The 26277-nt window shown below is 34.7% G+C and carries 20 protein-coding genes; 11 read left to right on the top strand and 9 right to left on the bottom strand.

The features are described 5' to 3' along the window. Window positions 1-401: 401 nt before the first annotated feature. The 5 genes from OOK92_RS04085 to OOK92_RS04065 all read right to left on the bottom strand — a co-directional run bounded on the left by OOK92_RS04085 (window position 402) and on the right by OOK92_RS04065 (window position 4610). Entirely contained in the window at window positions 402-1148 is a 747-nt protein-coding gene (locus OOK92_RS04085; protein ID WP_264736340.1) for a hypothetical protein, read from the bottom strand. A gap of 151 nt (window positions 1149-1299) precedes the next feature. Further along, window positions 1300-2058, bottom strand: a complete 759-nt coding sequence (gene tatC / locus OOK92_RS04080) for a twin-arginine translocase subunit TatC (RefSeq protein WP_264736339.1) — start codon at window positions 2056-2058, stop codon at window positions 1300-1302. Next, window positions 2055-3143, bottom strand: a complete 1089-nt coding sequence (locus OOK92_RS04075) for a type I glyceraldehyde-3-phosphate dehydrogenase (protein WP_264736338.1) — start codon at window positions 3141-3143, stop codon at window positions 2055-2057. The genes tatC and OOK92_RS04075 overlap by 4 nt, the downstream gene beginning before the upstream one ends. Before the next feature lie 913 nt (window positions 3144-4056). Next, window positions 4057-4179, bottom strand: a complete 123-nt coding sequence (locus OOK92_RS04070; RefSeq protein WP_264736337.1) for a hypothetical protein — start codon at window positions 4177-4179, stop codon at window positions 4057-4059. Window positions 4180-4391: 212 nt separating this feature from the next. After that, a complete protein-coding gene (locus OOK92_RS04065) occupies window positions 4392-4610 on the bottom strand; it encodes a hypothetical protein (protein ID WP_264736335.1) in 219 nt (72 codons plus the stop codon). Between the two features lie 720 nt (window positions 4611-5330). On the opposite strand from OOK92_RS04065, the gene OOK92_RS04060 reads away from it, so the two are divergent. Both OOK92_RS04060 and OOK92_RS04055 read left to right on the top strand, forming a co-directional pair. Beyond that, window positions 5331-5864 carry an HK97 family phage prohead protease gene (locus OOK92_RS04060; RefSeq protein WP_253309059.1) on the top strand — a complete coding sequence of 178 codons (534 nt, stop codon included), beginning with the start codon at window positions 5331-5333 and terminating at the stop codon, window positions 5862-5864. Window positions 5865-5999: 135 nt separating this feature from the next. Beyond that, the gene (locus OOK92_RS04055; protein ID WP_264736333.1) at window positions 6000-8312 is read left to right on the top strand and encodes a hypothetical protein; all 2313 of its coding nucleotides are present in this window, start codon (window positions 6000-6002) and stop codon (window positions 8310-8312) included. Here OOK92_RS04055 and OOK92_RS04050 read toward each other — a convergent pair. After that, on the bottom strand, window positions 8296-9468 hold the full coding sequence (locus OOK92_RS04050; RefSeq protein WP_264736331.1) for a CCA tRNA nucleotidyltransferase: 1173 nt from the start codon (window positions 9466-9468) through the stop codon (window positions 8296-8298). The two genes, OOK92_RS04055 and OOK92_RS04050, sit on opposite strands and share 17 nt — an antisense overlap. 83 nt (window positions 9469-9551) lie before the next feature. Further along, a complete protein-coding gene (locus OOK92_RS04045) occupies window positions 9552-10811 on the bottom strand; it encodes a hypothetical protein (RefSeq protein ID WP_264736330.1) in 1260 nt (419 codons plus the stop codon). 118 nt (window positions 10812-10929) lie between these two features. Between OOK92_RS04045 and ychF the strand changes: the two genes are divergently transcribed. Continuing rightward, window positions 10930-12024, top strand: coding sequence for a redox-regulated ATPase YchF (gene ychF / locus OOK92_RS04040; RefSeq protein WP_264736329.1), 1095 nt, complete (start codon window positions 10930-10932; stop codon window positions 12022-12024). 93 nt (window positions 12025-12117) lie between these two features. Here ychF and OOK92_RS04035 read toward each other — a convergent pair whose 3' ends face one another. Then, complete coding sequence (locus OOK92_RS04035) at window positions 12118-13074, bottom strand: IS5 family transposase (protein ID WP_264735591.1); 957 nt, start codon at window positions 13072-13074, stop codon at window positions 12118-12120. Between the two features lie 313 nt (window positions 13075-13387). Between OOK92_RS04035 and OOK92_RS04030 the strand changes: the two genes are divergently transcribed. The 5 genes from OOK92_RS04030 to OOK92_RS04010 all read left to right on the top strand — a co-directional run bounded on the left by OOK92_RS04030 (window position 13388) and on the right by OOK92_RS04010 (window position 22450). Further along, on the top strand, window positions 13388-14581 hold the full coding sequence (locus OOK92_RS04030) for an ankyrin repeat domain-containing protein (protein ID WP_264736328.1): 1194 nt from the start codon (window positions 13388-13390) through the stop codon (window positions 14579-14581). Continuing rightward, complete coding sequence (locus OOK92_RS04025; RefSeq protein WP_264736380.1) at window positions 14574-16379, top strand: pentapeptide repeat-containing protein; 1806 nt, start codon at window positions 14574-14576, stop codon at window positions 16377-16379. Before OOK92_RS04030 ends, OOK92_RS04025 begins: the two co-directional genes overlap by 8 nt. Next, window positions 16363-16971, top strand: coding sequence for a guanylate kinase (gene gmk / locus OOK92_RS04020; RefSeq protein WP_253308926.1), 609 nt, complete (start codon window positions 16363-16365; stop codon window positions 16969-16971). Before OOK92_RS04025 ends, gmk begins: the two co-directional genes overlap by 17 nt. Before the next feature lie 402 nt (window positions 16972-17373). Next, window positions 17374-19887: an ankyrin repeat domain-containing protein gene (locus tag OOK92_RS04015; RefSeq protein WP_264736327.1), complete on the top strand. Its 2514-nt coding sequence runs from the start codon at window positions 17374-17376 to the stop codon at window positions 19885-19887. A gap of 313 nt (window positions 19888-20200) precedes the next feature. Continuing rightward, the gene (locus tag OOK92_RS04010) at window positions 20201-22450 is read left to right on the top strand and encodes an ankyrin repeat domain-containing protein (RefSeq protein WP_264736325.1); all 2250 of its coding nucleotides are present in this window, start codon (window positions 20201-20203) and stop codon (window positions 22448-22450) included. Here OOK92_RS04010 and sdhA read toward each other — a convergent pair whose 3' ends face one another. Further along, window positions 22451-24256, bottom strand: coding sequence for a succinate dehydrogenase flavoprotein subunit (gene sdhA, locus OOK92_RS04005; RefSeq protein ID WP_264736323.1), 1806 nt, complete (start codon window positions 24254-24256; stop codon window positions 22451-22453). 180 nt (window positions 24257-24436) lie between these two features. On the opposite strand from sdhA, the gene OOK92_RS04000 reads away from it, so the two are divergent. The 3 genes from OOK92_RS04000 to gatC all read left to right on the top strand — a co-directional run bounded on the left by OOK92_RS04000 (window position 24437) and on the right by gatC (window position 26255). Continuing rightward, window positions 24437-24634: a hypothetical protein gene (locus OOK92_RS04000; RefSeq protein WP_264688305.1), complete on the top strand. Its 198-nt coding sequence runs from the start codon at window positions 24437-24439 to the stop codon at window positions 24632-24634. A 351-nt stretch (window positions 24635-24985) separates the two neighbouring features. Continuing rightward, window positions 24986-25912 (top strand): ribose-phosphate diphosphokinase, encoded by a 927-nt coding sequence (locus OOK92_RS03995; protein WP_264736321.1) that lies wholly within the window; start codon window positions 24986-24988, stop codon window positions 25910-25912. Continuing rightward, on the top strand, window positions 25902-26255 hold the full coding sequence (gatC, locus tag OOK92_RS03990) for an Asp-tRNA(Asn)/Glu-tRNA(Gln) amidotransferase subunit GatC (protein ID WP_065094978.1): 354 nt from the start codon (window positions 25902-25904) through the stop codon (window positions 26253-26255). The genes OOK92_RS03995 and gatC overlap by 11 nt, the downstream gene beginning before the upstream one ends. The last annotated feature ends 22 nt before the right edge of the window (window positions 26256-26277 follow it).

Below are 26277 nucleotides of genomic sequence, written 5' to 3'. Positions count from 1 at the left end.
CTACTTGTTAGCGGCTGAGAGATACCGCGGCGGTATGACGTAGGAAAACCTTTCTTAGGTTAGCTATAGTTCGCTATATTATGTGATTTTATTTTTAGCGTTGCTTCTTATATTATGTGATTTTATTTTTAGCATTGCTTCTTATATTATGTGATTTTATTTTCCATAATGTATATTATGTAATTTTCAATGCTAATAAAACTACTTCCTAACCTTTTAAACAGCAACTTGTCGAACCTCCAGATTAGTACTTAAGAGAAAGTGTTAAAGTATCTCTTTAAGTATTATATATTAGTATTTGGAGATCATACTTATTATAGATCTCCAAAGTACTCATAACGCGTTATGAGCAACACTCGCTACTTTGTTTGAGTCTGGTTCATCTAGTTTATTACTAGGTTTTAATACTGCATATGTAATGCCACCAGCAACAATCCCGACTGCCAGCGAGCAGCTACAGCTATACCAGCTATAGCCAATATTGATAATTGAGCACCAGCAGCAAAACATCCACCACCGACTACCAATGCAGCTATAACACCACAAACAACACCAACTTTCATTGCTTTACTAACTGCCATGCTAGCTTCAACTTGAAGAACTCTGTCTAGCAAATCATTATTTCCAGTTTCTTTAAAAACAGCTTTCATTTCTTCACGGTCATCTTTGTCCATATCAGCAACAGACTTTTCACTAAAATTGGAATTAAAAAATTCACCATTTTCTTTAATCATCTCGACAAACAACTCTCTTAACATAACATTTTCTTTAAGTGCATTAAAGGACACTGGCTTAGTTTGCTTGTTGTCAAATGGCGTCCCATCAAATTTTACAACATTTGGGGAATCCATAATTATATGCTTCTCAGCATCGACAATTTCTTTTTTTAATGATATACCCTTCTCTCTTATCGCATTGAAAATAGCTTTCACGCCTTCCTGATTCTCAATAACATAAGCATAGGCAAGCAGGTTTAGAGTTTCTCTGTTACCATTTTTGGACTCTATAGTTGTACCATAAGTAATAAGAACTGCTAGTAAATCATCTTTTGAAACTCCTTGTAGAATTTCAGCAACGTTACCATGATCTTTTATTGCGTTCTGTAACCGATCATATAATTTCCTTTGTTCTTGTGTGAAACCAAACATTATAATTACTCCCATAAGTCTACTAAGTTTAATTATTGCATATTTTATGTAAAAAATCAAATACAAAAAGTCTTATTAGGAATTATCACACACACTCAAACAAGAGAAAGGTGCTCGTGCTCGAAAAAGAACGTTACAAATACATATTTATTCAATCCTTTGCCTTCTTTTCAATATACCTACATATCAAAATGGACAATTCATATAGAATCAGCATTGGTATTGCAAGCCCTACTTGGCTTAATACATCAGGTGGAGTTAAGATTGCAGCGATAATAAAAATTACCACTATCGCGATTCTGCGTTTATTTGACAAACTTTGTGTAGTGAGTAACCCTACTCTCACCATCAATGTGAGTATTACTGGAATTTGAAATGCAGTGCCAAATGCAAACATAAATTGGAGAACGAGGTCTAAATATTCGCTAACTGATGGCATAAACTCTATCGGTATATCGAAGGATTTACCACTGTGTTCGAAGTTGATAAAAAACTTCCAGGCTAAAGGAAATATATAGTAATAGACTACAGTAGCTCCCGTTACAAATAAAACCGGGGTTGCAATTAAGTATGGCAACAACACTGCCCTTTCACTTTTATATAACCCAGGTGCTAAGAACATATAGAATTGCCATGCAAACACAGGAAAAGAAAACAAAAGTGCGCTCATTATTGCGACTCTAAGATACACAAAAAATGCCTCTGTTAAGTCTGTGTAAATTAAAGAAAAACCTTCGCTATCTTTTGTTGCTTCTATTAAAGGTGCAAGTAAAAAACGGTATATATTTTCCTTAAAGTAGTAACAAAAACCAAAAGTAACGCAAAAAAATAGAAAGCAAAAGATAACTCTTTTTCTGAGTTCCGCAAAGTGCTCACAAAATGAAGCATATTTGTTTGGGTTTCCATTCATACTTTACTATGGCTCAATAATGCTATGTCTAACATTCTCAGCGAAAAAGCCCACTCATTGTCATACCACGCTGCAACTCTACAGATGTCGCCTGTAACATATGTACCAGTTGAATCCACAATTGCGCTATAAGGGTTATGCACAAAGTCTATTGAAACTAAAGGTTCCGTGCATATAGAAAGTACATTTGACATTGGAGAACCCTCTGTCATCCTAGTACCCTCTGATGTCATCCGAGTAGCTGACACTGGATTAGATTCCAGCGTCACGCGCTGGAATGACGTAGAGGAGAGAGCTGCATCCTTAAACATTTCATTTATTTCTTTAACGGTCGCTTTCTTATCAGTCGTAAATTTAAAATCAACCATAGAAACATTGCTAACTGGAACTCTGACGGCAGTGCCATCTAGCTTTCCCTTTAATTCAGGAATTATAGAACCAATTGTTTTTGCTGCCCCGGTTGTAGTTGGCACCATAGATAGTCCGCAAGCCCTTGCCCTGCGCAAATCTTTATGATTACCATCAAGAACATTTTGATCATTCGTGTAGGCATGTATAGTAGTCATAAAACCGCTTTTTATACCTAGATTGGAGTGTAGAACCTGCACAATTAGAGCCAGGCAATTTGTAGTGCAAGAACCTGCTGATATTACTTTATGCTCTTTTTTGAGCATATCATTATTCACACCATAAACTATAGTTACATCAGCATCTGGAACTGGAGCAGAGACAATCACTTTCTCTGCATTGTGCCTTATTGCTTCTTCACGCTTGTTAAATGCACCAGTACATTCAAGTATTACATCAACATTCCAAGGAATATTTTCAGGGCTCCGTTCTCTATATAAAGAAAATTTTCTGCCATTTATAGATAGCCAATTTTGAGACTCATTAAAGTCAATATCACCACTGAATTTGCCATGAACAGAATCATATTTAATCAAATGTGCATGCTGCTTTGCACTGAGCGATCCATTGACAGCTACAACTTCTATTTGTTTGCTATATTCTTCTATTTCGAAAATAGCACGCAATACGCCTCTGCCTATTCTACCCAGACCATTAATTCCTACACGAATCGTCATCTCTTCATTCAAAAAATTTAATTATAGAGGATATCACTTGATATTTCATTCTATTCTTTTGCTTTTCTATCGATATGAACATTATAGCAAGGAGACAGGGCTAAAAACTTGCTTGACAAACTCCGCCAGCCCCCTTATTATGGTACCGAAGGTATTCAGTTATCTTCATCTGTGCAGATTAAACAGCAAGAAAACAACGTAGTTGGCGTCTTATTTTTAATTTTTTGCACTATGTGCACCTTATGTCTTCACAACATTTCTGGGTTTTTACCTATATAAGCTGAAACGCGCTTATAAGTCGTTTAAGACAGTATAGTACGCCAATTTGCAGGATTAGAGAGTGACAACTAGCTAACACGGGGTTTCTTTTGCCTTTTTTTCTGCTTAGTAAATTTCTTAAACATTTAAACTAAGGTGAGTTGCATTTAAAAGCAGCTAAATTGCGGTGTTTAAGACTTAGAAAACGCCAAATACTGAAAATAGACAATGACCAGGGCTTCTTTTGCCTTTTTTTTCGTTTGGTAAATTTCTTAACGTTTGTAGCTAAAAGAGCCCAAGAGAGGTGTCATCCCGCTGCTTGTTAGCGGGATCTATGTTAAGAGATACCGCGAATGAATCGCGGTATGACGTAGGACTGCTGTCATTCCAGTACTCCTTTTTTTGTCATCCCAGTGCGTGACACTGGGATGGCTTTGTTGCATCGCTAGCTATGATGGATTAAAGATAAAAAAGATGGAGAATATCAGTAGCTTATTATTCTGGTATTTATAACAAGAACGGTCAGTGAATACCTAAATTTGAGTAAAAGAAATTTCACTACCACTCACTAATCCGGCTAAAATTCAAGAATTTCAATGCTTTAGCTATTTTCAATAGAATTAAGTTTATTAATATAAATAATAAATTACTATTCTTAAATTTGATCAGATTGATTGCAAAAAAACAAGATTTTCAATAGGTTGCTTATAATCCTAGCTATAGTTAGCCTTTCATAAGTAGCGATGCAACAAAGCCCACTGGGATGGCTTTGTTGCATCGCTAGCTATGATGGATTAAAGATAAAAAAGATGGAGAATATCAGTAGCTTATTATTCTGGTATTTATAACAAGAACGGTCAGTGAATACCTAAATTTGAGTAAAAGAAATTTCACTACCACTCACTAATCCGGCTAAAATTCAAGAATTTCAATGCTTTAGCTATTTTCAATAGAATTAAGTTTATTAATATAAATAATAAATTACTATTCTTAAATTTGATCAGATTGATTGCAAAAAAACAAGATTTTCAATAGGTTGCTTATAATCCTAGCTATAGTTAGCCTTTCATAAGTAGCGATGCAACAAAGCCATCCCAGTGTCACGCACTGGGATGACATTATAGGGGCTACTGGGATGACATTATAGGGGGCTACTGGGATGACATTATAGAGAGGCACTGGGATGACAGCTACCCTGACAACCGTCATCCCGCTGCTTGTTAGCGGGATCTAGAGATACCGCGGCGGTATGACGTAGAAGCTATACTTTTATAACCCAGTGTCCAATCTGGATTCCAGTTAGCGTTTTTAGTAACTAAGAAAAGTGCTTCCCCTTTTTAGAGAACTGCAGTCTGGGCACTGGGATGACAGCTACCCTGACAACCGTCATCCCGCTGCTTGTTAGCGGGATCTAGAGATACCGCGGCGGTATGATGTAGAAGCTATACTTTTATAACCCAGTGTCCAATCTGGATTCCAGTTGGCTTTGTTGCATCGCTAGCTATGATGGATTAAAGATAAAAAAGATGGAGAATATCAGTAGCTTATTATTCTGGTATTTATAACAAGAACGGTCAGTGAATACCTAAATTTGAGTAAAAGAAATTTCACTACCACTCACTAATCCGGCTAAAATTCAAGAATTTCAATGCTTTAGCTATTTTCAATAGAATTAAGTTTATTAATATAAATAATAAATTACTATTCTTAAATTTGATCAGATTGATTGCAAAAAAACAAGATTTTCAATAGGTTGCTTATAATCCTAGCTATAGTTAGCCTTTCATAAGTAGCGATGCAACAAAGCCATTCCAGTTAGCGTTTTTAGTAACTAAGAAAAGTGCTTCCCCTTTTTAGAGAACTGCATATAATAGATTTGACATTGCAGTGCATTGTGCAAACAAAATTCCCAATACTACAGGAGGCTTTATGAATAAGAAATTTCTCTATTCACCATTGTCAATAAAAAGCATAGGAGAAAACGGTGTATTTTCTGGTTATGCTAGCGTTTTTAATATAGTTGATAAACAAAATGACCTGATCTTACCCGGAGCATTTAAGGAAAATTTAAACAGAAATAAAATAAAACTCCTTTGGCAGCACAATCCAGGTGAACCTATAGGTAATATTATAGATATTTGCGAAAATGATGTTGGCCTGTATATAACCGCACACTTACTTTTGGGCATCCAAAAAGCAAAGGAAGCGTACTTAATGCTCAAAACTGGAGTAATCAATGGACTTTCCATCGGCTATATACCTATAGAGTATGATGTTGATCATAAAAGCGGAGCTAGAGTGTTAAAACAAGTGGAATTGTGGGAAGTCAGTTTGGTCACTTTTCCTGCGAACTTAGCTGCTCAGGTAATCAATGTGAAAAATCAGAACAATGAACAGGAAATGTTAGCAAGAGCGATAGAAAAAGCAAATGCTGTACTTACAGACATGTACATTTCTGCTTAAAGTGTATTAGGCGGGCAAAGACTTTACCATAATTTGATACCTGCGTTAGTATTTATTTAACATTTATACTAATATATATAACTTTACTACTGTTAAAATTTTCTGTAAATCGAAGTTAAAAAATAAGGTGATTTTATGCTAAATACTAACAATACGGTTAATTATGAAATTAATGTTAAACGAAAGGAAAAAAAATACAGTTGGTCTACTGTATTTGCTTGGTTGTACTTAAAAACGATTGGACGAATACTACCAAAGAAATGGAACAAATGGGCGGAAAATATTCTATCTAATAAAGTAACATTTCAAGATACGACAATGCAGACCGAATGTGTTGAAACAACGGATAAAAATATTGGAGCTGACTTAAAACCTGAGGTTGCAGAAAAAGGGAGCCAGAGTGAAGTAATAAGTAAGGATGGAGAGGTTCAAACTGAAGAAAATAGTGAGTTCACTGATGAGAGTTGTTTTGATACTATAGTAAATGATGAATTCATTGATGAAGAATACGATAGTATGGAAGAAGTAAGCATAGAGGAGGAAGGTGTAAGTCAGGAACTAGAACTTGAGCGTTTACAAAATGCCTTCTTAAAAAAGGAAAATGAGGATTTGGAATCTAAACTTGCAGAATGCAAAGAAGAGTTGGTAGAGGTGAAAGAAAAAGACACGAAAATAAATAGTTTAATGCGGTTAAATGAAGGATTAGATGAAGATAAAAAGGAAATGGATGCTAAAAATAACGAACAACAGCGCACTATATCTGATCAAGAGAAAAGAATAAGAGAGCAAGAAGCTTTCATTAAATCACTTATCGATAAAAATAAAGATATAAATGAGGCTGTTAAGAAAGACAATGAAGATTTGCAAGCGCAAGTAACAAAGCTCAAGGAAAATTTATCTGTAAAAGAGAAGGAGTCAACAGAACAATTGGAGAAGATAAATTGTCTACAGCAAAAAGAAACAGAATTGAAGCAAGAAAGAAAGGAAGATGTTGAATTAAAAGACAGAATTAATGCTTTAAATAGTGAAAAAGAGGAGCAGTTAAAAGCTATGAAAGAAGAACGCAAAATGCATGAGGAAAGTCAGCGTGAGTTAGAACGCAAATTAGAGAGCTTGGGAAGTCAATTAAGAACTGCTGAAGTAGAGAAAAAGAGCTCAGAAAATGAGGTTGCTAGGTTGCAAGAACAAGTACGGATATTAGAAGGAAATAAAGAATGGGAGTTAGCTGGAATAGGTGATACCTTAAATAAAACTTCTTTGAGCGTGATGGAATTGTTAGCGCAGCAACTACCACTAAATAATCAAGAGCAACAACTACAGGGAAAAAAAGTTGACTTAATAGAAAGACTAAAGGCAGAATTAAAGAAAGAATCAGATGAAGCGTTACAAGAAAAGCTTGCAGAACAAGAGAAGTTGATTAAGCAGTTACAAAAGGAGCAGAAGCAAGTAGAAAGCCAATTGGAAGCTGATATTAAGAAACTACAGGGAGAAAAAGAAAACATGGAAGAACAATTAAAAATAATGCAACAACAACTGTTAAATAATCAAGAACAACAAAAGTTGGAAGAAAAGTTAAAGGGTGTTGATAAAAGGTTAGAAGATATTGATGAAGAAACTCAAAAATCACAAGGACAAACAAAAACTAAAGCGTCAGATACAGTGAGTTTGGTAAGCGCAGTATCTACTGGAAAATCAACTACTAGCTCTAGTAGATCAACCCTTTCAAAATTGCGGAACTTGCCCAATAAGCTTTTTAGGGATAAGAATCTTGATGACTTTTTATCTGATAAAAATAAAGAGTTGAAAGAAAATTTTCCTGAATTTAAAGAAAAGCACTTTTGCCATAACGTGCTTGATGAAACCATAAAATCTCTATCAAATAAAAATAGTGGAAAATTTGAAAGTAAAGAATTACTTAAATTATTAGAAAGTAATTTAAAACAATCCGCAAGGGAGATCATAGAAGCCAAGGTTAAAGAAGTTGTCAACAAACATTGCATTGAAAAAAATATAGGTAAAGAACTACGAGATGACACGTTAAAAGCCAAGTTGTTAACTTCTGTTAAGCAATGCATGAAAAAATTAAATTTTAACGAAAAAGATGCAGTTGCAACTAGAGATTCTATCTTGCACAGCTTTAATAGCAAAAATAATAATAATAACGACTCAGGAGAATTACTTAAAGAAATTGTTGTGAAAGAGCTAGTAGAAGCTAGAATGAGATTTTTTTCAGATAAGATTCAAGAGTTACAACTGACATCAAGCATAAGAGATAAATTTTTATCTCCAGATCAGAAAATGTGTAATCAAACTCAAGGAGGAGTAAACGAATACCAATTAACAGAAAAAGCTAAAAAAGAATACACACCTAATTCCTCGATGAGTCACACTAATATTGCAAGCATACATTCATTGAACAGTCGGAAAGCAGTTAGAGTAGGCTCTTAGCATAAAGCACCAGCTCCTCTTTTGTTAAAGTGTAGGAGCTGTCTTCCCAATGTTGTTTTAGCAACTCCAAGCTCCTACCTAAACTTTTTCCTGGCTGGTGACCTATACTTATTAAATCATCGCCAGATAAAGGAAATTTTGGAATATTGAATGTATTAGCAAACGAAATGTATTTATCAACATTTTCTCCAGACTCAACACCACAAATTTTTACTAAATCACAATATAATTCTCTACCAAATAAAGATATGTATTTTTTTTGCTCTTTTTCTGAGAGTTCTGTTTTGATATCGTTGGATAGTAAAAATAGCAGCTTTTTCTTTTGCTTGTTTGAAAGACGTAAAAATTTGCTTACATATTCTCCAAGACTTAGCCTGTCATTTTTGGTGGTCCTAAGGAGTAATGCTAATTTTACTAGTGCATCAGTGCCCAAAAGAAGTGACGAAGACAGAATTTCGCATTTTACTTCTTTTGGGATAATCTTTTGCAAAACATCAGATTCTTGCATGCTCTTAAGTGTTGGAAAAGGATCATTGCACTCCAGCAATTTAAGTATTTCATCTCTTATTCTCTCTCCAGAGAGGTTTTGGATCATATGCGAATGCTTTTTGCATACGCTTAGTATTTCATCACTCAAATCTCCGACACATATTTTTGCATGAAAACGAAATGCTCTTAAAATACGTAGATAGTCTTCTTTAATTCTATCTTCAGCGTTGCCTATAAAGTTTAACCTTCGCGCCTTTAAATCCTCGATACCACCAAAGTAATCATATATATGGCCATGCTTATCTGCATATAGAGCGTTAAATGTAAAGTCACGCCTTGAAGCATCAGCTTGCCAATTATTAGTAAATTCTACTTTCGCATGCCTGCCATCACATTTCACATCATGCCTTAGTGTTGTGATCTCAAAAGATCTTTGATTTAGAACCGCAGTTATAGTCCCATGTTTTAAGCCAGTTGGAATAGTTTTTATATTACGGAGTTTTAGCGCTTTCATCACCTGATCAGGAAGCAAATTGGTAGCGAGATCAATATCATGGACATCACGCTGCAAAATTGAGTCTCTCACACACCCGCCGACAAGCCTAGCCTCACCACCAAATTTCTCTATGGCATCGATGATTAAACTAGTTTCATGGTCAACTTGCATTTAGGTTAGTACGTACTGCAAGTGCATATTATATGAAATGCTTGCAAAAAGCCCCATATAAAAATATACAGGGCTATGAAAATTTACTTTACAAGTATTGGTTGCTGATGATGAAATGCTTTTTCCACCCTTGTTTCTTCAATACCACACGATGGGTTCAAAGAGTCTTGCTCTTCAGAGCGCTCTATGTATTGCTTTATATCACTAACGCACTGCTCTACAACATCACAAATTTTTCCATTAGCATTTTCTGCCAATAACTCATCAAATCTCTTCTCAACCTCTGCTCTCTCAGAGATATCCTTTGAAAGGTTACAATACTCTAAGATCTCGTCTACCTGAAGTTTTTTTGCTAATAGGAAATCTTCTTGTTCTTGCTGCTGTCTTATTAATTCTTGAGTTACAATTTCAGCTCTAGAGTAATGATTCCCTCCAAGATATATTGTTTCTCGCTCTTTACTACCCCATAACTCGTCATTTAATTTATAACTCTCACGATTAAATACCTGATTTAACTGATCATCATTATTTATCATTTGTGGATCTGGCTCAAACTTTTTTTGCTCCTCGCTATTATTATCTTTGTAGTAGACATTAATTTCAATGTTAGCTAAAGAAGCTAACATACTAATTTCTCCAATGAAAGGAAAATAACTTTTACTTTCTATTGCTTCTAGATATTCTTTATAGAGAACTTCATCGTTAAAAAATGAATCTTTTATAACTTTAGGGTCATATGTATTACCATACTCCTTTTTACTGAGGTTAGGATTCAATATTAATGCACAAGACTCAAGATCTTCTGTGATATCACCATATAACCTCTCCTTATTTTCTTCTTTAAGCAAGTCTTCAACACTGAGCAAAGTTTTTTGGTCTCTCGGAGAGTCGATATTACGCTCATTACGCTGAGTAATAGCTCTTTCTATTACTGGATATATTACTTTTCTGAAGTCACCATCATCACGAAAGTTTTTTACAATTTCTTCTTTTAATTCCTGAGTCTTACTGTCAGCTTCCTCGATTTTCTTATTTGTTTGTTCAGCTAATCCTTTTATTTTCTTGGACTTACCAGTTAAATCCTCTGGCTTGTTTAAAAACATATTAAAAACATTTTCTAGCTGAGCTCTTAAAGGAGCTGGCATACTTGCATCATCCAATGACTCAAACTGACTTAAAAATTTGTGCCATTCCATTCTCATATCTTGCGCTCTTTCAGCTTTATATGGACCAGAGCTATTATCACCAAACACAGCATGAAAAAAACAATTGCCATCGCCCGCAGTATTATACTTAACTACTTGGCTATTAGTTGGTAATTTCCGTTCCCTAGATTGAAGCATAATTTTTACCTTAATTTAAGCTATATATTACTATACCAACAAAACTGTCAATAAGTAACTAATTAAGTATAGCAGAAATTCTTAAATTGTGCAATAATTATGGCTTTAAATAGCAAATATGAGCTTTAACTGTGGTATAGTTGGGTTACCAAACATAGGAAAATCAACTTTATTTAATGCACTTACAGAGTCAAGTGCAGCCGAAGCTGCAAATTATCCTTTTTGCACAATTGAGCCAAATATAGGCAAGATTTCGATAAAAGATCAGCGTTTGAAACAAATCGCAGCAATTGCCGGTTCAGAGAAGATAATTTATAATCAATTAGAAGTTGTGGATATTGCAGGTCTTGTAAAGGGCGCAAGCAAAGGTGAAGGACTCGGCAATAAATTTTTAAGCCATATCAGAGAAGTTGATGCCATCGTGCATCTGCTCAGGTGCTTTACGGATGACGATATCAGCCATGTACACAGTAAAATAGATCCAATATCAGATGCTGAAGTGGTGGAAATGGAATTAATCCTAGCTGATATTGACAGCATAGAAAAAAGGCTTCCTCAATTGGAAAAGAAAGCAAAACAAGGTGATAAAGAGCTAAAGAGACAACTTGAATTAATGCAAGAGGTATTAGCTACTTTAAAACTCGGTAAACCTGCAAGAAGTTTGGAAAACATGGACGAAGCCGAAATGAAGTCACTTCAATTGCTGACAACAAAGCCCGTTATGTACGTTTGCAATGTTGAAGATACAAATGTTATAACTGGCAATGAATTATCTCAAAAGGTAGAGAGAATGGCAGAGGAAAATAAAAGCAAATTTTATTGCATTTCAGCAAAACTTGAAGCAGATATTGCAAATCTTGATAGTGAAGAGGAAAAACAGAGTTTTTTATCAGAATTTGGCTTACAAGAATCAGGCCTTGATGGAGTAGCGCGTGTTATGTATGAAGTGCTGAGTATGATAACTTTCTTTACTGTGGGCCCCAAAGAAGCACGGGCATGGCCAGTAAAAGTAGGATCAACAGCTGATAAGGCAGCAGGTGTAATCCACACTGATTTTGAGAAAGGCTTCATAAAAGCAGAAACTATAAGCTTTGCAGACTACATAAAGTATGGAAGTGAATCAGCTTGCAAAGACGCAGGAAAAATTCGCTTTGAAGGCAGAGATTATATCGTACAAGATGGCGATATAATACACTTTAGGTTTAATGTGTAGTTTATTATGCAGCCACTTATTTAAAGTTAAGTTTTCTGGATCCCAGTGGGCTTTGTTGCATAGCACCTTAAGCAGTGATGGTTTACGACAAATTTATGTAATGATTTCAAATTTAGCCATACCAATATCAGTGAATTTATTAAGCAAATAGCATTTGATTAGCAGTTCTTTTTCTCGATTTATCTCAGATTTATTCCTAAAACTAAATCCGAATATTTGCTTTAATCTTGAGAAAAACCCTTCAATATAAGATCTTTTCCCATAATTTACTTCTTTTTTCCATTCTTTCATGCCATCTTCACCGTATAATTTTATTAACCTAATAGCAGCATTCCTGTCAGACATATAATCTATTTTTGAATGTTCTGCTGCATCCTTTTTTGGTAGAACTTTTGTCTTTATATCGTATTTCTTACACAATTTATAAAGTTTGTGCCTATCGTATGCCCTATCTGCATATAATGCTTTTATTTTGTGCTGAAAATTAACTTCTTCAAGCAAATCGCAAGCTCCATAGTGGTCAGAGTAGACGCCATTACTGTATCTTGCAGCTATAGCTTTTTTACTATTCACACTTAACATAACATGTAACTTTCTTACTTGCTCGTAGCTTCGGTACTTTCTATCTGCACTGTTTTCCTTACTGTGGCCAGGAGTGTTACTGTAAATGCTGATACTTGTGCTATCTATGATAATTTCAATATTTTCCATGTTGCTTTTATCAACCCTGCAATCATTTATCTTAATATTAAGTTTTTTAAACCTTCTTGATGCTTGTGAATAGCTGATAACTGCCAAATTTTTTCCTATTTGTTGCAGATATCCTTTTATAAACCCCACCGTTTGTCTTAACCCAATTCTAAAAAGATTGACAATTATATGCACCAAAATTACGACTTTATCACTGTAAATATAGTTGCCGCCCTGCATTTTTGGACTATTTTCATACCAATTTTCGATAGCTTCATCGATGTAACGAAAAATATTTCCCCTTTTTTCAAGGAATTTGTTATATTCGTTTTGGTTACTGACTTTCATTTTCTGTGGCATATTTTTTCTTCAACAGTTAAATGGTTATTTATAATGAATTTTGTCAGTAGCCACCAGATTTTTTCGGTTGCTATGCAACAAAGCCATCCCAGTGTCTGGGCACTGGGATGACATCCTCCCTAGCGGAGATTGCTCTCAAATCACAATGTTCGTACAGTAAGCACTGACCACTTTGCTTCAATATTTGCGATGCCCCTGAACAGATACAAAAAATCTATTGTTTTTTTATAAATTAAATCCTAAGGCATTTTTTACTGTAGATTAATCATTTGATTATAGTATCATTTTAATTAAGCCTATGTTTTGAACATTTATGAAAAATATTTTATATTTCATACTATTAGTTGTCGTATTTGGATCACTGAGCCTATTTGCTGTAGAGCAATTTGAAGAAAAGAAAATTGAATCAGTTCATAAAAACGAAAATGTAGGTGTAAGGAAGCAAGATAGCACAAATCAAAAAGATGAGTTGAAAAGCAACGTCGATGCTAAACAAACACAAGAGGCTGAGAGAAAAAGAGTAACCGATAAAGAGAAGCTGCAACACAACGAGAATAAAGCTTCTGTGGTTGAAAAAACTATAAGTGAAGGTGAAAGGATTGATAAAGGTTTGCCAAATGGCCAGCTAGAAGAAAGTACAGGCGAATTTGCTCGAAATTTACCAAATGTGGCCAATAAAGAAGTGAATAAAGATTTGAAACCAGAGCCTTTGCCTTTAAGTGCTGATTTAAATGAGAATACAACTGACCCGCAAAAAAATCTACAAGCTGATCAGAAGATTGATATAAAAGATAATGAACTTTCAAAAAGTGATGCGAGTCAATTATTAGAGGGAAAAAAAGAAAAAGTAGAGAATCAGTTTGAAGAAAAAAAAGTGAAAGAAACAAACAATAATTCTAAGGACCGCAATAGAGTAAAACCTATAACTAAAAAAGATGAAGAAGAGCAAAGTGAAAAGAAAAATTTACAAAAATGGACAAAGCTAAACAGAGAACCAATAAAAGAATGGGGTCATAAAGATATACAAAGCAAGTCAATATATAAACGACAATATGATAGCCTTAATGAGCATCTTCCTACAACTGTATTTATTGATGATTACAGTAAGCAATTTTTTTACTGTATTAAGAAAAATAACTTACCTTGCTTAAGAGGAATAATGAGTAAGCTAGAAAAAATTGGATTAACAACTCAAGAGATACTAAGGTTTAGAAATAAATTGGGTGATACTCCTCTCATTTATTCAGTTAAACAAGGTGAGGTAGACATAGTGCGCTTTCTCTTATTACAAGGCGCTGATCTTAGAGTAGTTAATAATAATTTTCAATCCCCAATTGATATAGCAATCGAAAAAAAGCAGATCAATATAATAAATGCGATTGCCGAAATGATGCCACACCTTTTGGAGGATAGAAAAATAGACAATAAAGAAAGCTCAGCAATTTACGATTGGGCTGTGAAAACGAAAGAAAACAATGAGTCGCAGTGCGATAAGCAAGATGATTAGATTTTTGATATTAATTTTAGTTGGTCATTTATGTTATGGAAACGAAACAAATGATGAAAAAAATCAGATTAGTGATTTTTTAAACGCTCTACATGATGCAAAATACGTATCTTACAGTAAAAAAGACTTTGCTGAATTTTTGGTGCAGTGCCACAAAGAGGGCGTGCCAGAAGATTTTAAGAAAGGTTTTGGCTCTAACTTAAATGGAGCTAATTTTAGCCAATTGTACCTAAGTGGATCTGTTTTTGATGGAGTAAGTCTGATTGGTGCTGATTTTTCTAACACCGATTTATCCGACGTGTCTTTCATTGATGTTGATTTACGTGGTGCTAATTTCTCCAATGCTAATTTACGTGGCATTAAAATAAAAGGTACAAATTTGAGTTTTACAAAATTTGTTTCTGCAAACTTAACAGATATCGTATTTGATCAGTCTCATGTTAGTTATGCTGATTTTATCAGTTCCGATCTCAAAAAAGTAAGTATGCACAACGTAATTGGTTTGCATACTAATTTCTCGAATGTGCAAATGAATCTCTCCAACTTATCAAACTCGAATGTTAGCTACGTAAATTTTAATGATAGTGAAATAAACGATACTGTTATGCAGAAAAATAACCTTGATAATGCAAGTTTCTTTGGAGTGGATGCATATAAATTAAAGATACAATTTTCTTCATTAAAAAATGCTAACATATATGGTGCAGAGTTAAAAGAATCAGACTTTACAGGTAGCAATCTTTCCGATGCCTGCCTTAATTCTTCTATCATAATTAACAGTAACTTCGACGAAGCTAATTTAAGCAACACACAAATTTCCTATGTGAATGACGATAATTCAAGTTTTGTTCAATCTATACTAAATGGTTCCAAGATAAAACATGTATATGTTTTTGGAGCAAGTCTTCAGGATGCTGATTTATCCAATATTGATTTTAGTTTTAGTGAACTGCATCAAGTTAATGTCTCTAATGCTGACATTCGTCACGGAAAGTTTCATAATACTAAAGTTGCGAATTCTGACATGAATGGCTCATTTTTTGACCATTCACTATTCACCTCTGCGAAGATAGAAGATTCAGACCTTTCTACAACTTCAATGTATAAGATAAAAATCCAAGACTCTCAAGTTTATAACAGTACACTTTTTCACCATAATATTGATTCCAGTGAAATAGAAAATTCAACATTCTTTAATTTATTAGCTGATAATTCGAGCTGGTCCAATTTAAAAGTAACTAATTCAAATTTTATTGAAAGCGATTTCAGATCTTCTTTGCTTCACGCTAATGCCTTTAGGAAAACTAGCTTTTTTCTTAGCAATTTGAGCAATTCAACAATTAGTGATATGTCTTTTCACTCTTCAAGCATATATAAAAGTTCAGTTGCTGATGCTCATTTAACAGATTGCAAGTTTGATAATTCAATTTTGATTGACAATCAAGGGCAGAAAAAACTTGCAGGGTTAGAAAATGCTATAACTTCAATTGGAGATTTGCAAGAGAAAATATCACAGGGTGAAAAATTTAATGTAAATTATTCTTACTTTGAATTTAAGAATATGAATTTAGAAAATGCTGATTTTTCTAATTCAACATTGAGTAGAGCAAAGTTTGTAAACGTTAATTTGAATAAGGCAAATCTTGAAAAAACCGATTTGCGCTATACTGTCTTTGATAACTCTTCTCTCATTGGCACCAACTTATCAAATTCTAATTTAGAAGGCTCTAGCTTTTTAAACTCTGATCCAAAAAGCGCCATATTAAAAAATGCAAAGAAAAATGACCATAAAAAGTGAGGGCATATTATTGGTTCTATCCTCTCCTTCTGGAGCTGGAAAAACTACTATATCAGAAAAATTACTTGAGCGATCAACTAATTTAGTTAGGTCTGTTTCTACGACTACGCGCAAGCCTCGCTCTGGCGAAATAAATGGAAAAGACTATTTTTTCGTTACCGAAGAAAAATTTCACGAGTTATGCGAAGCTGGTCAGATGCTTGAATACGCCAAAGTTTTTGAGAATTTTTATGGTATACCAAGAGATTTTATAGAGCAAAACTTAAGCAGTGGAATAAGCGTTTTACTAAGCATAGACTGGCAAGGGGCATTTCACTTATTCAAGCTCATGAGAAAAAAAGTTGTAAGTGTTTTTATACTTCCCCCTTCAATGGAAGAGCTGAGGTTACGCCTGCAAAAGCGTAATAGCAACAGTGCGGATGAAATAGAGCGCAGATTAGCCGAAGCTCAAAAAGAGATAAGCAAACGTGATAAATATGATTATGTAATAATCAATGATGATATTGATAAAAGTGTAGAAGAGATAAGCTCCATACTAAATAAAGAAAGACTTAAAAAACTAAAAGAAAAACCAAGTCTGGAAGATTTATAAAAGCATCGATCTGCAGCTATAGTTTCTTATCCTATAGCTATACCGCCGCGAACCGTCATACCGCCGCGGTATCTCAGCATAGATTCCGCTAACGAGTAGCGGAATGACGGTTTTTCAAATTGTCGTAAGTCAGTTTAGCTATATTTTAGCCAGTAGCACGTTTTGCAGTTACTCACTTTAGCTATATTTATTATTTTTTAAGATTAAATGGTTAAAATAGTAGACAACTGTTCAAGTGAGGATTTGACTATGATAACAGATTTTCTAATAGAAACTAGTTTTCTGCCTTTCCACCTATATTTTGATCACATATACAACGTTTAGCTCAATTTAAAAGTCAAACTTCTTGGTTGTTAGTTTAGTGCTGACAACTTAAATAGCTTTTAATATTGGGGTTTTAGTATGGGTATAGATCTAAGCGCACTAGCTACTAATGCAGATAAATTAGACGAATGCATAGATAAAAATAAAAAGCGAGAGCAGGATAGAAAAGACGAGCAATTGCACTGCACTATAGAGAGAAAGGTAAAAAAAGAAAAACACAAGCGTGAAAAACCAAGAGGTCAAGATGGAACCCTCAAGAAGTGCAAAAGGTTATTTGAGGAAGGTGCTAGCTCTGAAGTATTAACTAAATTAGAAGAATCACTTAGAGAACAAGAAAAATATTATAGGTATTATGTCCAATGCTTCCTTCCAGTGCTAGATGAAGTAATAGAACGATCGAAAAAAACACCAAATGAAACAAAAGAGCGAGTAAAGCAAGCAATTTCAGAAATTACTTATAATAGCAAATATTGTTTTACCCACAACCAAAATGATCGTAGGGACAGTGAAACAGAGAGTGGCTACGGTAGCGATGTTGAAGATGATCATGAAGTAGAAATAAGCAACGGAATAACGAATAATAATGTTCAATTACTAAAAGCGATCAAAAATGGAAATAACAGGAAATTTAGAAAATATCTAAAAGATTGTACGGAGATTAGCAGCATAAAAGATGAAAAAGGAAATAATATTTTACACCTTATTGCATCGCTCGAAAAGAAACAGAAATGCAAGTTTCTGGGTATCCTAATAAAAACGGTCACCAAGGAAGATTTAGCACAACTCATTAATAGTGAAAATCAGGACGCCCTTCAGGTGGCACTAATTAACAAGATAACAAAAGAAAAACATGAGTCTCATACGATCCAAAATAATGATAACACACTTAAGTTTCTTACAAAATTGTTAGAGCATGGAGCCAGCTCTGATAATTTAGGATTATCTACAAAAGAATTACAAGGCTTAAAAGAAGAGCAAAAGACATACTATCGTAATTTCTTAGAAAAATTAGCAGAGCAAGGAAAGAAATCTAAATTAAAGCCAGAAATAAAAATCAATACAGAAGCAAAAATTAAAGAAATTATACCACATACCATAAATACTCCAGATAGTAATGATAATTATCAATTACATTTAGCAATTAAAAATAATGATAAAGAACTTTTTAAAGAACTATTGCAAAAAGGGGCAGATATTAGCCTTAAAGACACAGATGATAATAATGCTTTACACTTGATTGTTAAACCTGAAACAAAACAAAAACTTGAACTTCTCCATATATTGCTAGAAGCAAGCCAAAAAGAACAATTTATAAAAGCTGTAAATGATAAAAAAGAAGGGCAAACACCGCTCCACCAGGTACTCCAGCGCATACAAGAGAAGAGTGAGAACCGATCACTTAAGAAATTTGAGAAAACTAAGAGATATAAAACCCTAGAGCTATTACTACAAAACGGTGCAGATATTACTGTGCAAGATAAAGATGGAAAAAATGCTCTGCATTATATTGCTTCATTCAAAGGAGAACAAAAAGTTGCATGTTTGAAGTTGATTTCAGATAAAGATAGATTTAGTAATGCTGTAAATACTACTAACAAGGAAGGGCAAACACCTCTTCATCAGTTGCTTCAGCATATAAAAGAAAAGAATGAGGATCGATCATGTACAGATAGAAAATTTGAAAAAACAAATAGATATAAAGCCTTAGAGTTATTTTTACAAAATGGTGCAGATATTACCGTGCAAGATAAAGATGAAAAAAATGCTCTGCACTATATTGCTTCATTCAAAGGAGAACAAAAAGTTACATGTTTAGAGTTGATTTTAAATTCGGTGGAAAAAGAGAAATTTAGTAAAGCTGCAAACGCCACTAACGAAAAAGAACGCACACCACTACAAGTAGCGCTAATTACTAAGACGACAAAAGATAAACATAATTTGGTCAATCCTAAGAGCCGTGATAACACGATCAAGTTCTGTGTAAAATTAGTGCAAAATGGTGTTGACCCAAAGCAGTTAATACTACCCGAAAGATTATGGAGCAAAGAGTATTATAAAATTATAAAAGGAATAGAGAAATCAATGGGTAGAGCGCTTATTCCAGATGATATGAGAACTGAACTGAAGTGCAATTTTGGCAAGAAGTTAAAAGCACGCGATATTGTGAAGTATGTCAATAATGTTGTTTGTAAAGTAGTGACAACGCTTGTATTTACTGCTTTAGCCTGTGCGGTAATATTCAGCGCTTCTCAAGGAAGTATTACAATTGCAACTGCCTCATCTATTATAGCAGTTATTGGAGTTTGTTATCTTATTTACTTGAATTTAGAAAATATTTATGAAGGATTTGGAAAAATTAAAGGAAAGTTTACTGAAGAAAAGCAACTTACACTTCAAGATAACGCACCAAAAAATGATACACAATGCAATAACTCTGTTAAGGATATAGAAAATAAGTCCAACGATTTAGAAGAGCAAGAGGTACAAAAATCATCAAGTCAATCAGAATATACAGAAAATCCAGCTACTAAAATGAGCGATGTATCAATACTACGTCAATTCATGAATAAGCTAGTAGGGAACGTTCTATAGCTAGCTACAATTTGATATGCCGTCATTCCGCTACTCGTTAGCGCCGCGGTATAGCACATTTTGCACCTGTTCACTTTAGCTATATACCAATATTTATCCTTTCTTAAAACTAAACATTTAAAATAGTAGATAATCGTTGAAGTGAGGTTTAACTATGATACTAGCAGAAACGCTCTTCTGCCTGTATTTCAATTACATATACAACATTTTAAAATTTAAATCTAGCTTTTTAGTTGTTAGTTCTCAATCTCAAATTGTTGACACTTACAACTACAAAGATACACAAATAGTTAGTTTTTAGTGAGGCTTTGGTATGACAAAAGAAAATTCTACATCTAGTGAGTTAGTACACAACAATGAATTATTGAGCATTATAACGAAAAAAGTAACAAAAGGAAAGCACAAACACCTACACCCAGAAGTTGGGAAAGACAAGACTCTCAACAAATGCAAGGGATTGTTCAAGGAAGGGGCTAGTCCTAAGATATTAACCAAAGTATTAACCAAATTAGGAGAATCACCTGAAGAACAAGAAAAATATTATAAGTATTATACTCAACACTTCCTTCCAGCATTGAAAAAAGAAATCAAACAGTCAAAAAAACTAGACCCAACAAAAAAAGAGGAAATAGAACAAGTAATTTCAGAAGCTATTAACAAGAGCAGCAAAAAAGATCATCCTGATAACGTTGATCAAAATGAAACTGGTCGTAGAGGGAGTATGGAGAGTGAAACCGAAAGCGGCAACAGTGGCGAAGCTGAAGATAATCATGACGCTAGTAAGAAGCATTCAATCAGTAGTGCTAACACAATAAGTGAAGATCAAGAAGTAGAGAACGGGATAACGGGTAAAAGTGAAGACAGTGGAATTGAAAGCGGCAACAGTAGCGAAGCTGAAGATGATCATGCTGACGAGAAAGACCACATTTCGGGTATACCAATTTTCCACACAGCAAATGAAGACCAAGAAGTAGAGAACGGAATAATGAACAGCAGTGTTCAATATACTGATAAGGAGCAGCCAATATTCAAAGTAATCAAAAATGGAGATCAAGGGAAATTTAGAGAATATCTGAAAGGTTGCACGGATATTAGCAGTGTAAAAGATAAAAAGGAAAATAATATTTTACACCTAATAGTTACACAATTAGAGAAAAAACAAAAGTTTGATTTTTTAAATACAGTACTAGATGTGAGTAAGAAGGAAGGAAAAGAGCAACTTAAAGCACAACTTGAAAAAGCTGTAAACGATAAAAATGGCAACGGTCAAACACCACTGCAAGCATTGTTACTTAGTAAAGTAACAAAAGAAAAACATAGTTTTGAGACTACACCTAGAAAAACTTTAACACCTTTAAAAAAACTTATACCACACTACGACAATACAATAGTATCTGCTATACAATTGCTCAAATTAGGAGCAAATATTGATGATTTGCAGTTGTCTAAAGAAGAATTACAGGAGTTAAGCGAAAAACAAAAAATATATTATCTTAACTTCTTAGAAAAATTGGCAGAGTCAGTAAAGAAGTCTGAATTAGAACCAGAAATAAAAACCAATACAGAAACAAAAATTAAAGAAATTATAGGGTATACCATAAATACTCCAGATAGTAATCCATTACATTCAGCAATTGAAAATAATGATAAAAAACTTTTTGAGGAGTTACTACAGAAAGGGGCGGATATTAGCCTGAAAGACACAAATGGCAACAATGCTTTACATCATATTGCTTTACTTAAAGGAGAGCAAAAAGTTGCATATTTGGAGTTGATTTTGAATTTAGTAGAAAAAGAAGTGATATCTCAAGATAAATTGAGAGAAGCTGTAGATGCTACCAACCAGAAAGAAGACACGCCTCTACAAGCGGTGCTAAAAACAAAAGCAAGGAAAGAAAAAATTGAATATCTAAAGCAAGGAACAATTTTTGATTCAACAGTTAGTTGTAGCAATACAACAAAGTTTTGTGCAATGCTGCTAGAAATGGGCGCTGATCCCTGTTCTCTAGAGTTGGAAGGTCAAACATTTGATACTAAAAAGTATTATCTAACTTTACTTAATTTAAAAGAATATCCAAGAATTACACAAGAAGCACAAAAAAAGGTTAGAGAGCTAAAGGAGAAACTCGAGGAAAAATACCACTGTAAAACTGCTTCAAAAAAATGTCAGTCTGGCATTGAAAAAGCAGGTTCTTTTATAGAAAAAACAGCATCTACTACAGGAAAAGCAGTATCTGCTGCTGGAAAGTACATAGATCCAGCAAAGAGAACCCGTCAAACATTAATATCCATAACAACGGTTATTTTCATTTCAGCTGTAGCATATGGTGTCTCTCAGGGTTACATTGGGGCCCTTGCCGCTTTATTCCTCGCAGCTATTGCTATAGCTACATGTCTTGCTCTCACTTTAGGGTTTAGTGGTGTTAAGAAATGTTTTGAAAAACTAACTAATAAAACAAAGAGCTCTACTGACAATGACCGACAGACAAAGCGTGCAAGAAATCCAAAAAGTGAAATGAAAGATACATCAACAAAATCTCCCGCAGATGGGTTAACAATATAACTAGTATACCCTCTTTTCCGGAGCGATGAAGTCAATTTCATCGCTCAGAGTTTTTTCAGCCACTTTTTTATAATCAATTTTTACGTTAATTTGACCTTTCTTTTCTTCAAGCCACGCTATGGTGTGTTTCATCCAGTTTTTATCATCACGCTCAGGAAAATCTTCACGAGCATGGGCACCTCTACTCTCCTCTCGATTGGCTGCGCATTCCATGGTAATAACCGCTTGTGGGATCATGTTAGCAAGCTCCAGTGCTTCAACTAAATCACTGTTCCATATCATACTGCGATCCTCAAGTGAAATATCAGGCATCATTTTTGCTACCTTTTTTATAGCTTTTTTACCTTCTTCTAAAACTTCAGCAACATGGAACACTGATGCGTACTTTTGCATAGTGTTCTGCATTTCGCTGCGTATTTTTGCCACCCTAAACTTTCCAGAAGCAAATCGCATTTTATTAAACCTATCTATTATCCAATCTGTACAATCTGAGCTCAATTTTTTATGTGGTGTACCGGATTTTAGTTTCTCTTTTGCTCTGAGCGCTGCAGCTCTACCAAAAACCACAAGATCAAGAAGTGAGTTAGAACCAAGTCGATTTGCACCGTGCACAGAGACACACGCAGCTTCTCCAATTGCAAATAGTCCATCTACCACTTCTTCCTTACCTTGCTTCAGCGTGATCACTTCTCCATGATAATTGGTTGGAATGCCACCCATGTTATAGTGAACAGTCGGAATGACCGGTATTGGATCTTTAGTGACATCAACTCCAGCAAAAATTCTTGCGGTTTCGCTGATGCCCGGCAATCTGAGTTTTATTACTTCCGGATCAAGATGTGCTATAGTTAAATACATGTGATCTTTTTTCGGTCCAACTCCCCTTCCCTCTCTAATTTCAATTGTTATTGCACGACATACCACATCACGGGAAGCTAAATCTTTTGCTTTTGGTGCGTAACGTTCCATAAACTTTTCGCCCTGAGAATTAACGAAGTACCCCCCTTCTCCACGGCACCCTTCTGTCATCAAGCACCCTGAGCCATATATTCCTGTTGGATGAAATTGTACAAATTCCATATCTTCAAGTGGTAACCCAGCTCTCACCACCATGCCATTACCATCACCTGTGCAGGTATGCGCACTTGTTGCAGAGAAATAAACACGTCCATATCCACCTGTTGCTAGCACCACCGAATGTGCGCGAAATCTATGTAATGTACCGTCGCATAGCGACCAAGCAAGAACTCCACAGCATGCTCCGGTTTCGCTATCCATAATTAAATCAATCACAAAGTATTCAACAAAAAATTCAGCGTTGAATTTAAGACACTGCTGATATAGAGTGTGAAGGATTGCGTGCCCAGTTTTATCTGCCGCTGCACAAGTGCGTTGAGCTGATTTTCCTTTACCAAAGTGAGTTGTCATTCCACCAAAAGAGCGCTGGTATATTTTGCCATCTTCTGTACGAGAAAAAGGTACGCCAAAATTTTCAAGTTCAATAACAGCTTTAGCAGCGTTTTTACACATATATTCTATTGCATCTTGATCACCAAGCCAGTCTGAACCTTTTATTGTGTCATATGCATGCCAGCGCCAATCGTCTTCACCAATATTACCTAAAGCTGCACTAATTCCGCCTTGTGCTGCAACTGTATGACTTCGTGTAGGGAAAATTTTAGAAATGCAGGCAACTGAAAAATTAGTTGCAGCCATCCCAAGCGTTGCTCTGAGCCCTGCTCCACCTGCACCCACTACTACCACATCATACTCATGTTCTATGATCTTATACGCTGACTTATCCATATTTGCTTATTTTATCATTACAGGCTTATGATATCACAGAAGTAGAAAAAATCTATACAAGTTTTCTATAGCTAATACCAATTCTCATTATTAGTGAACCACTTTTTCATCCAATAATTTTGATCTTAATGCCATTTAAACCTCGCTATTTTACTTACTTCAGGTGGAACATACAATAAAATGGTTGAGTCTTTATCTGGCTTGCATCCATCGGTAGTTATTACACTAAATAAACAGGAAGTTGGTGGAATGATAAAAGAAACGATTACTCAAAAATTTTCTGAAATGGCCAGGGAAAACCTTGGCAATTTCTCTGAGGAAGAGCAGGAAAAGATTCGTAATGAGTTGCCGGAATTATCGTCTGAAACAGTAAGATAGCTACACGCTTAGCTCTTGAGAAAAAGTGTCAGGGGTTTAGCAGTGGACTAGATAATGATAAAAAGGAGGAAATACTAGGAGAATGTATGAGTAATTTATCCTATGTTGAACTGGAGAATCAAAACGAAGTGGTAAGGTAAATTATATTTCATTAAAGTCATTTATCTTGAAACATAAGCAGGATTTTGTATAGTTGTTTCAATTTGGGTCTGTATATTGAAACAATGCGTGAAAATGACAGGTCATTGTACAAGAGGTACCTAATTTGCCGACAAGAATGCTAGATAAAGAAACTTACATTTCAATTATTTCATAATTTCTGTATAATCTTACAAGCTCAATTGGTACATTATGAAGATAATAATAGGTAATGCTAGTAAAGAATTAGGGGAATCAGTAGTTAACCGGCTAGATGTTCAACCATCCTCTGCTTGGATATCAAAGTTTACCGATGGCGAGGTAAATGTAGAAGTAGCAAATGATCTATATAATCAAGAAGTATACATAGTACAATCTCTTTCTCCCCCTGTGAATGATAACCTTATGGAGCTTCTGCTTATAATTGATGCAGTAAATAGATTAGGAGCCAAAAGGATAGTAGTAATTATTCCTTATTATGGATATAGCAGACAAGATAGAATTATCAAGAACAATAATATGCAATCTGCTTTAAATGCCAAATTAGTTGCAAATCTTATTCAAACTGCAGGTGCAAGTAGTGTTGCAGTGATTGATTTGCACTCAAGTCAAATTGAAGGATTCTTTGATGTACCGATAACTAATTTGAACTGCTTTGAAGCATTTGTTGACTGTATACACACAGAAAATTTGGCAATTGTTGCACCTGATGTTGGAGCAATTGGCAGAGCACGTGCTTTTGCAAAGACTTTAGAGGAAAAGTACAAGATAGGGTTAAGTGATAAGATTATTGTAGTAGATAAATATAGGGAGAAAGCAGGCACATCTCAAGTAATGAACATAATAGGAGAAGTTGCGAATAAAAATTGTGTCATTGTTGATGATATAGTTGACTCTGGTGGAACATTGTGTAATGCAGCCCTTGCTTTAAAAAATTGCGGAGCAAAGTCCGTAATTTCATGCATCACACATGGCGTGCTTTCAGGAAGTGCAGTTGAAAAAATTTCTTCCTCTTCTTTAGATAAATTAGTGATTACGGATACTATACTTCACAAACTTGAAAAAACTGGTAAAATAGAAGTTGTTTCGGTCGTAGATATTTTAACTCACTTCATCCAAGGAGGTAAAGATGCCAGCTAAGTCAACAGAAGACGTTATTACTTCACTAATAGAATTTGCAAATAAGAGAAAAATAACAATTACCAAGGAAGAAATGCTTAAAATTGCACAGCTTGTAAGGATTAAGTTATCAAATGACGAGATTGATCACTACTCCAAAGAACTGACAATGCTGGATTGGATACATGATACTTTATTACAAGTTAATACTGAAGGTGTTTCTCCTATGCGTTATGGCAGTATAGACAAGGACATTCATGTACGCGATGATGTTATAAATTCTCAAAACATTAAAGAAGAGATATTGTCCAATACAAAACCTGAGCATGGGTATTTCGTAGTGCCAAAGGTTATAAACGATTAGGGTAAAATAAGGCTCATATCAA

The organism is Wolbachia endosymbiont (group A) of Rhinocyllus conicus (assembly GCF_947250775.1).
In the GTDB taxonomy this organism is placed as follows: domain Bacteria; phylum Pseudomonadota; class Alphaproteobacteria; order Rickettsiales; family Anaplasmataceae; genus Wolbachia.
This window is presented reverse-complemented; position numbering and strand designations above follow the sequence as displayed.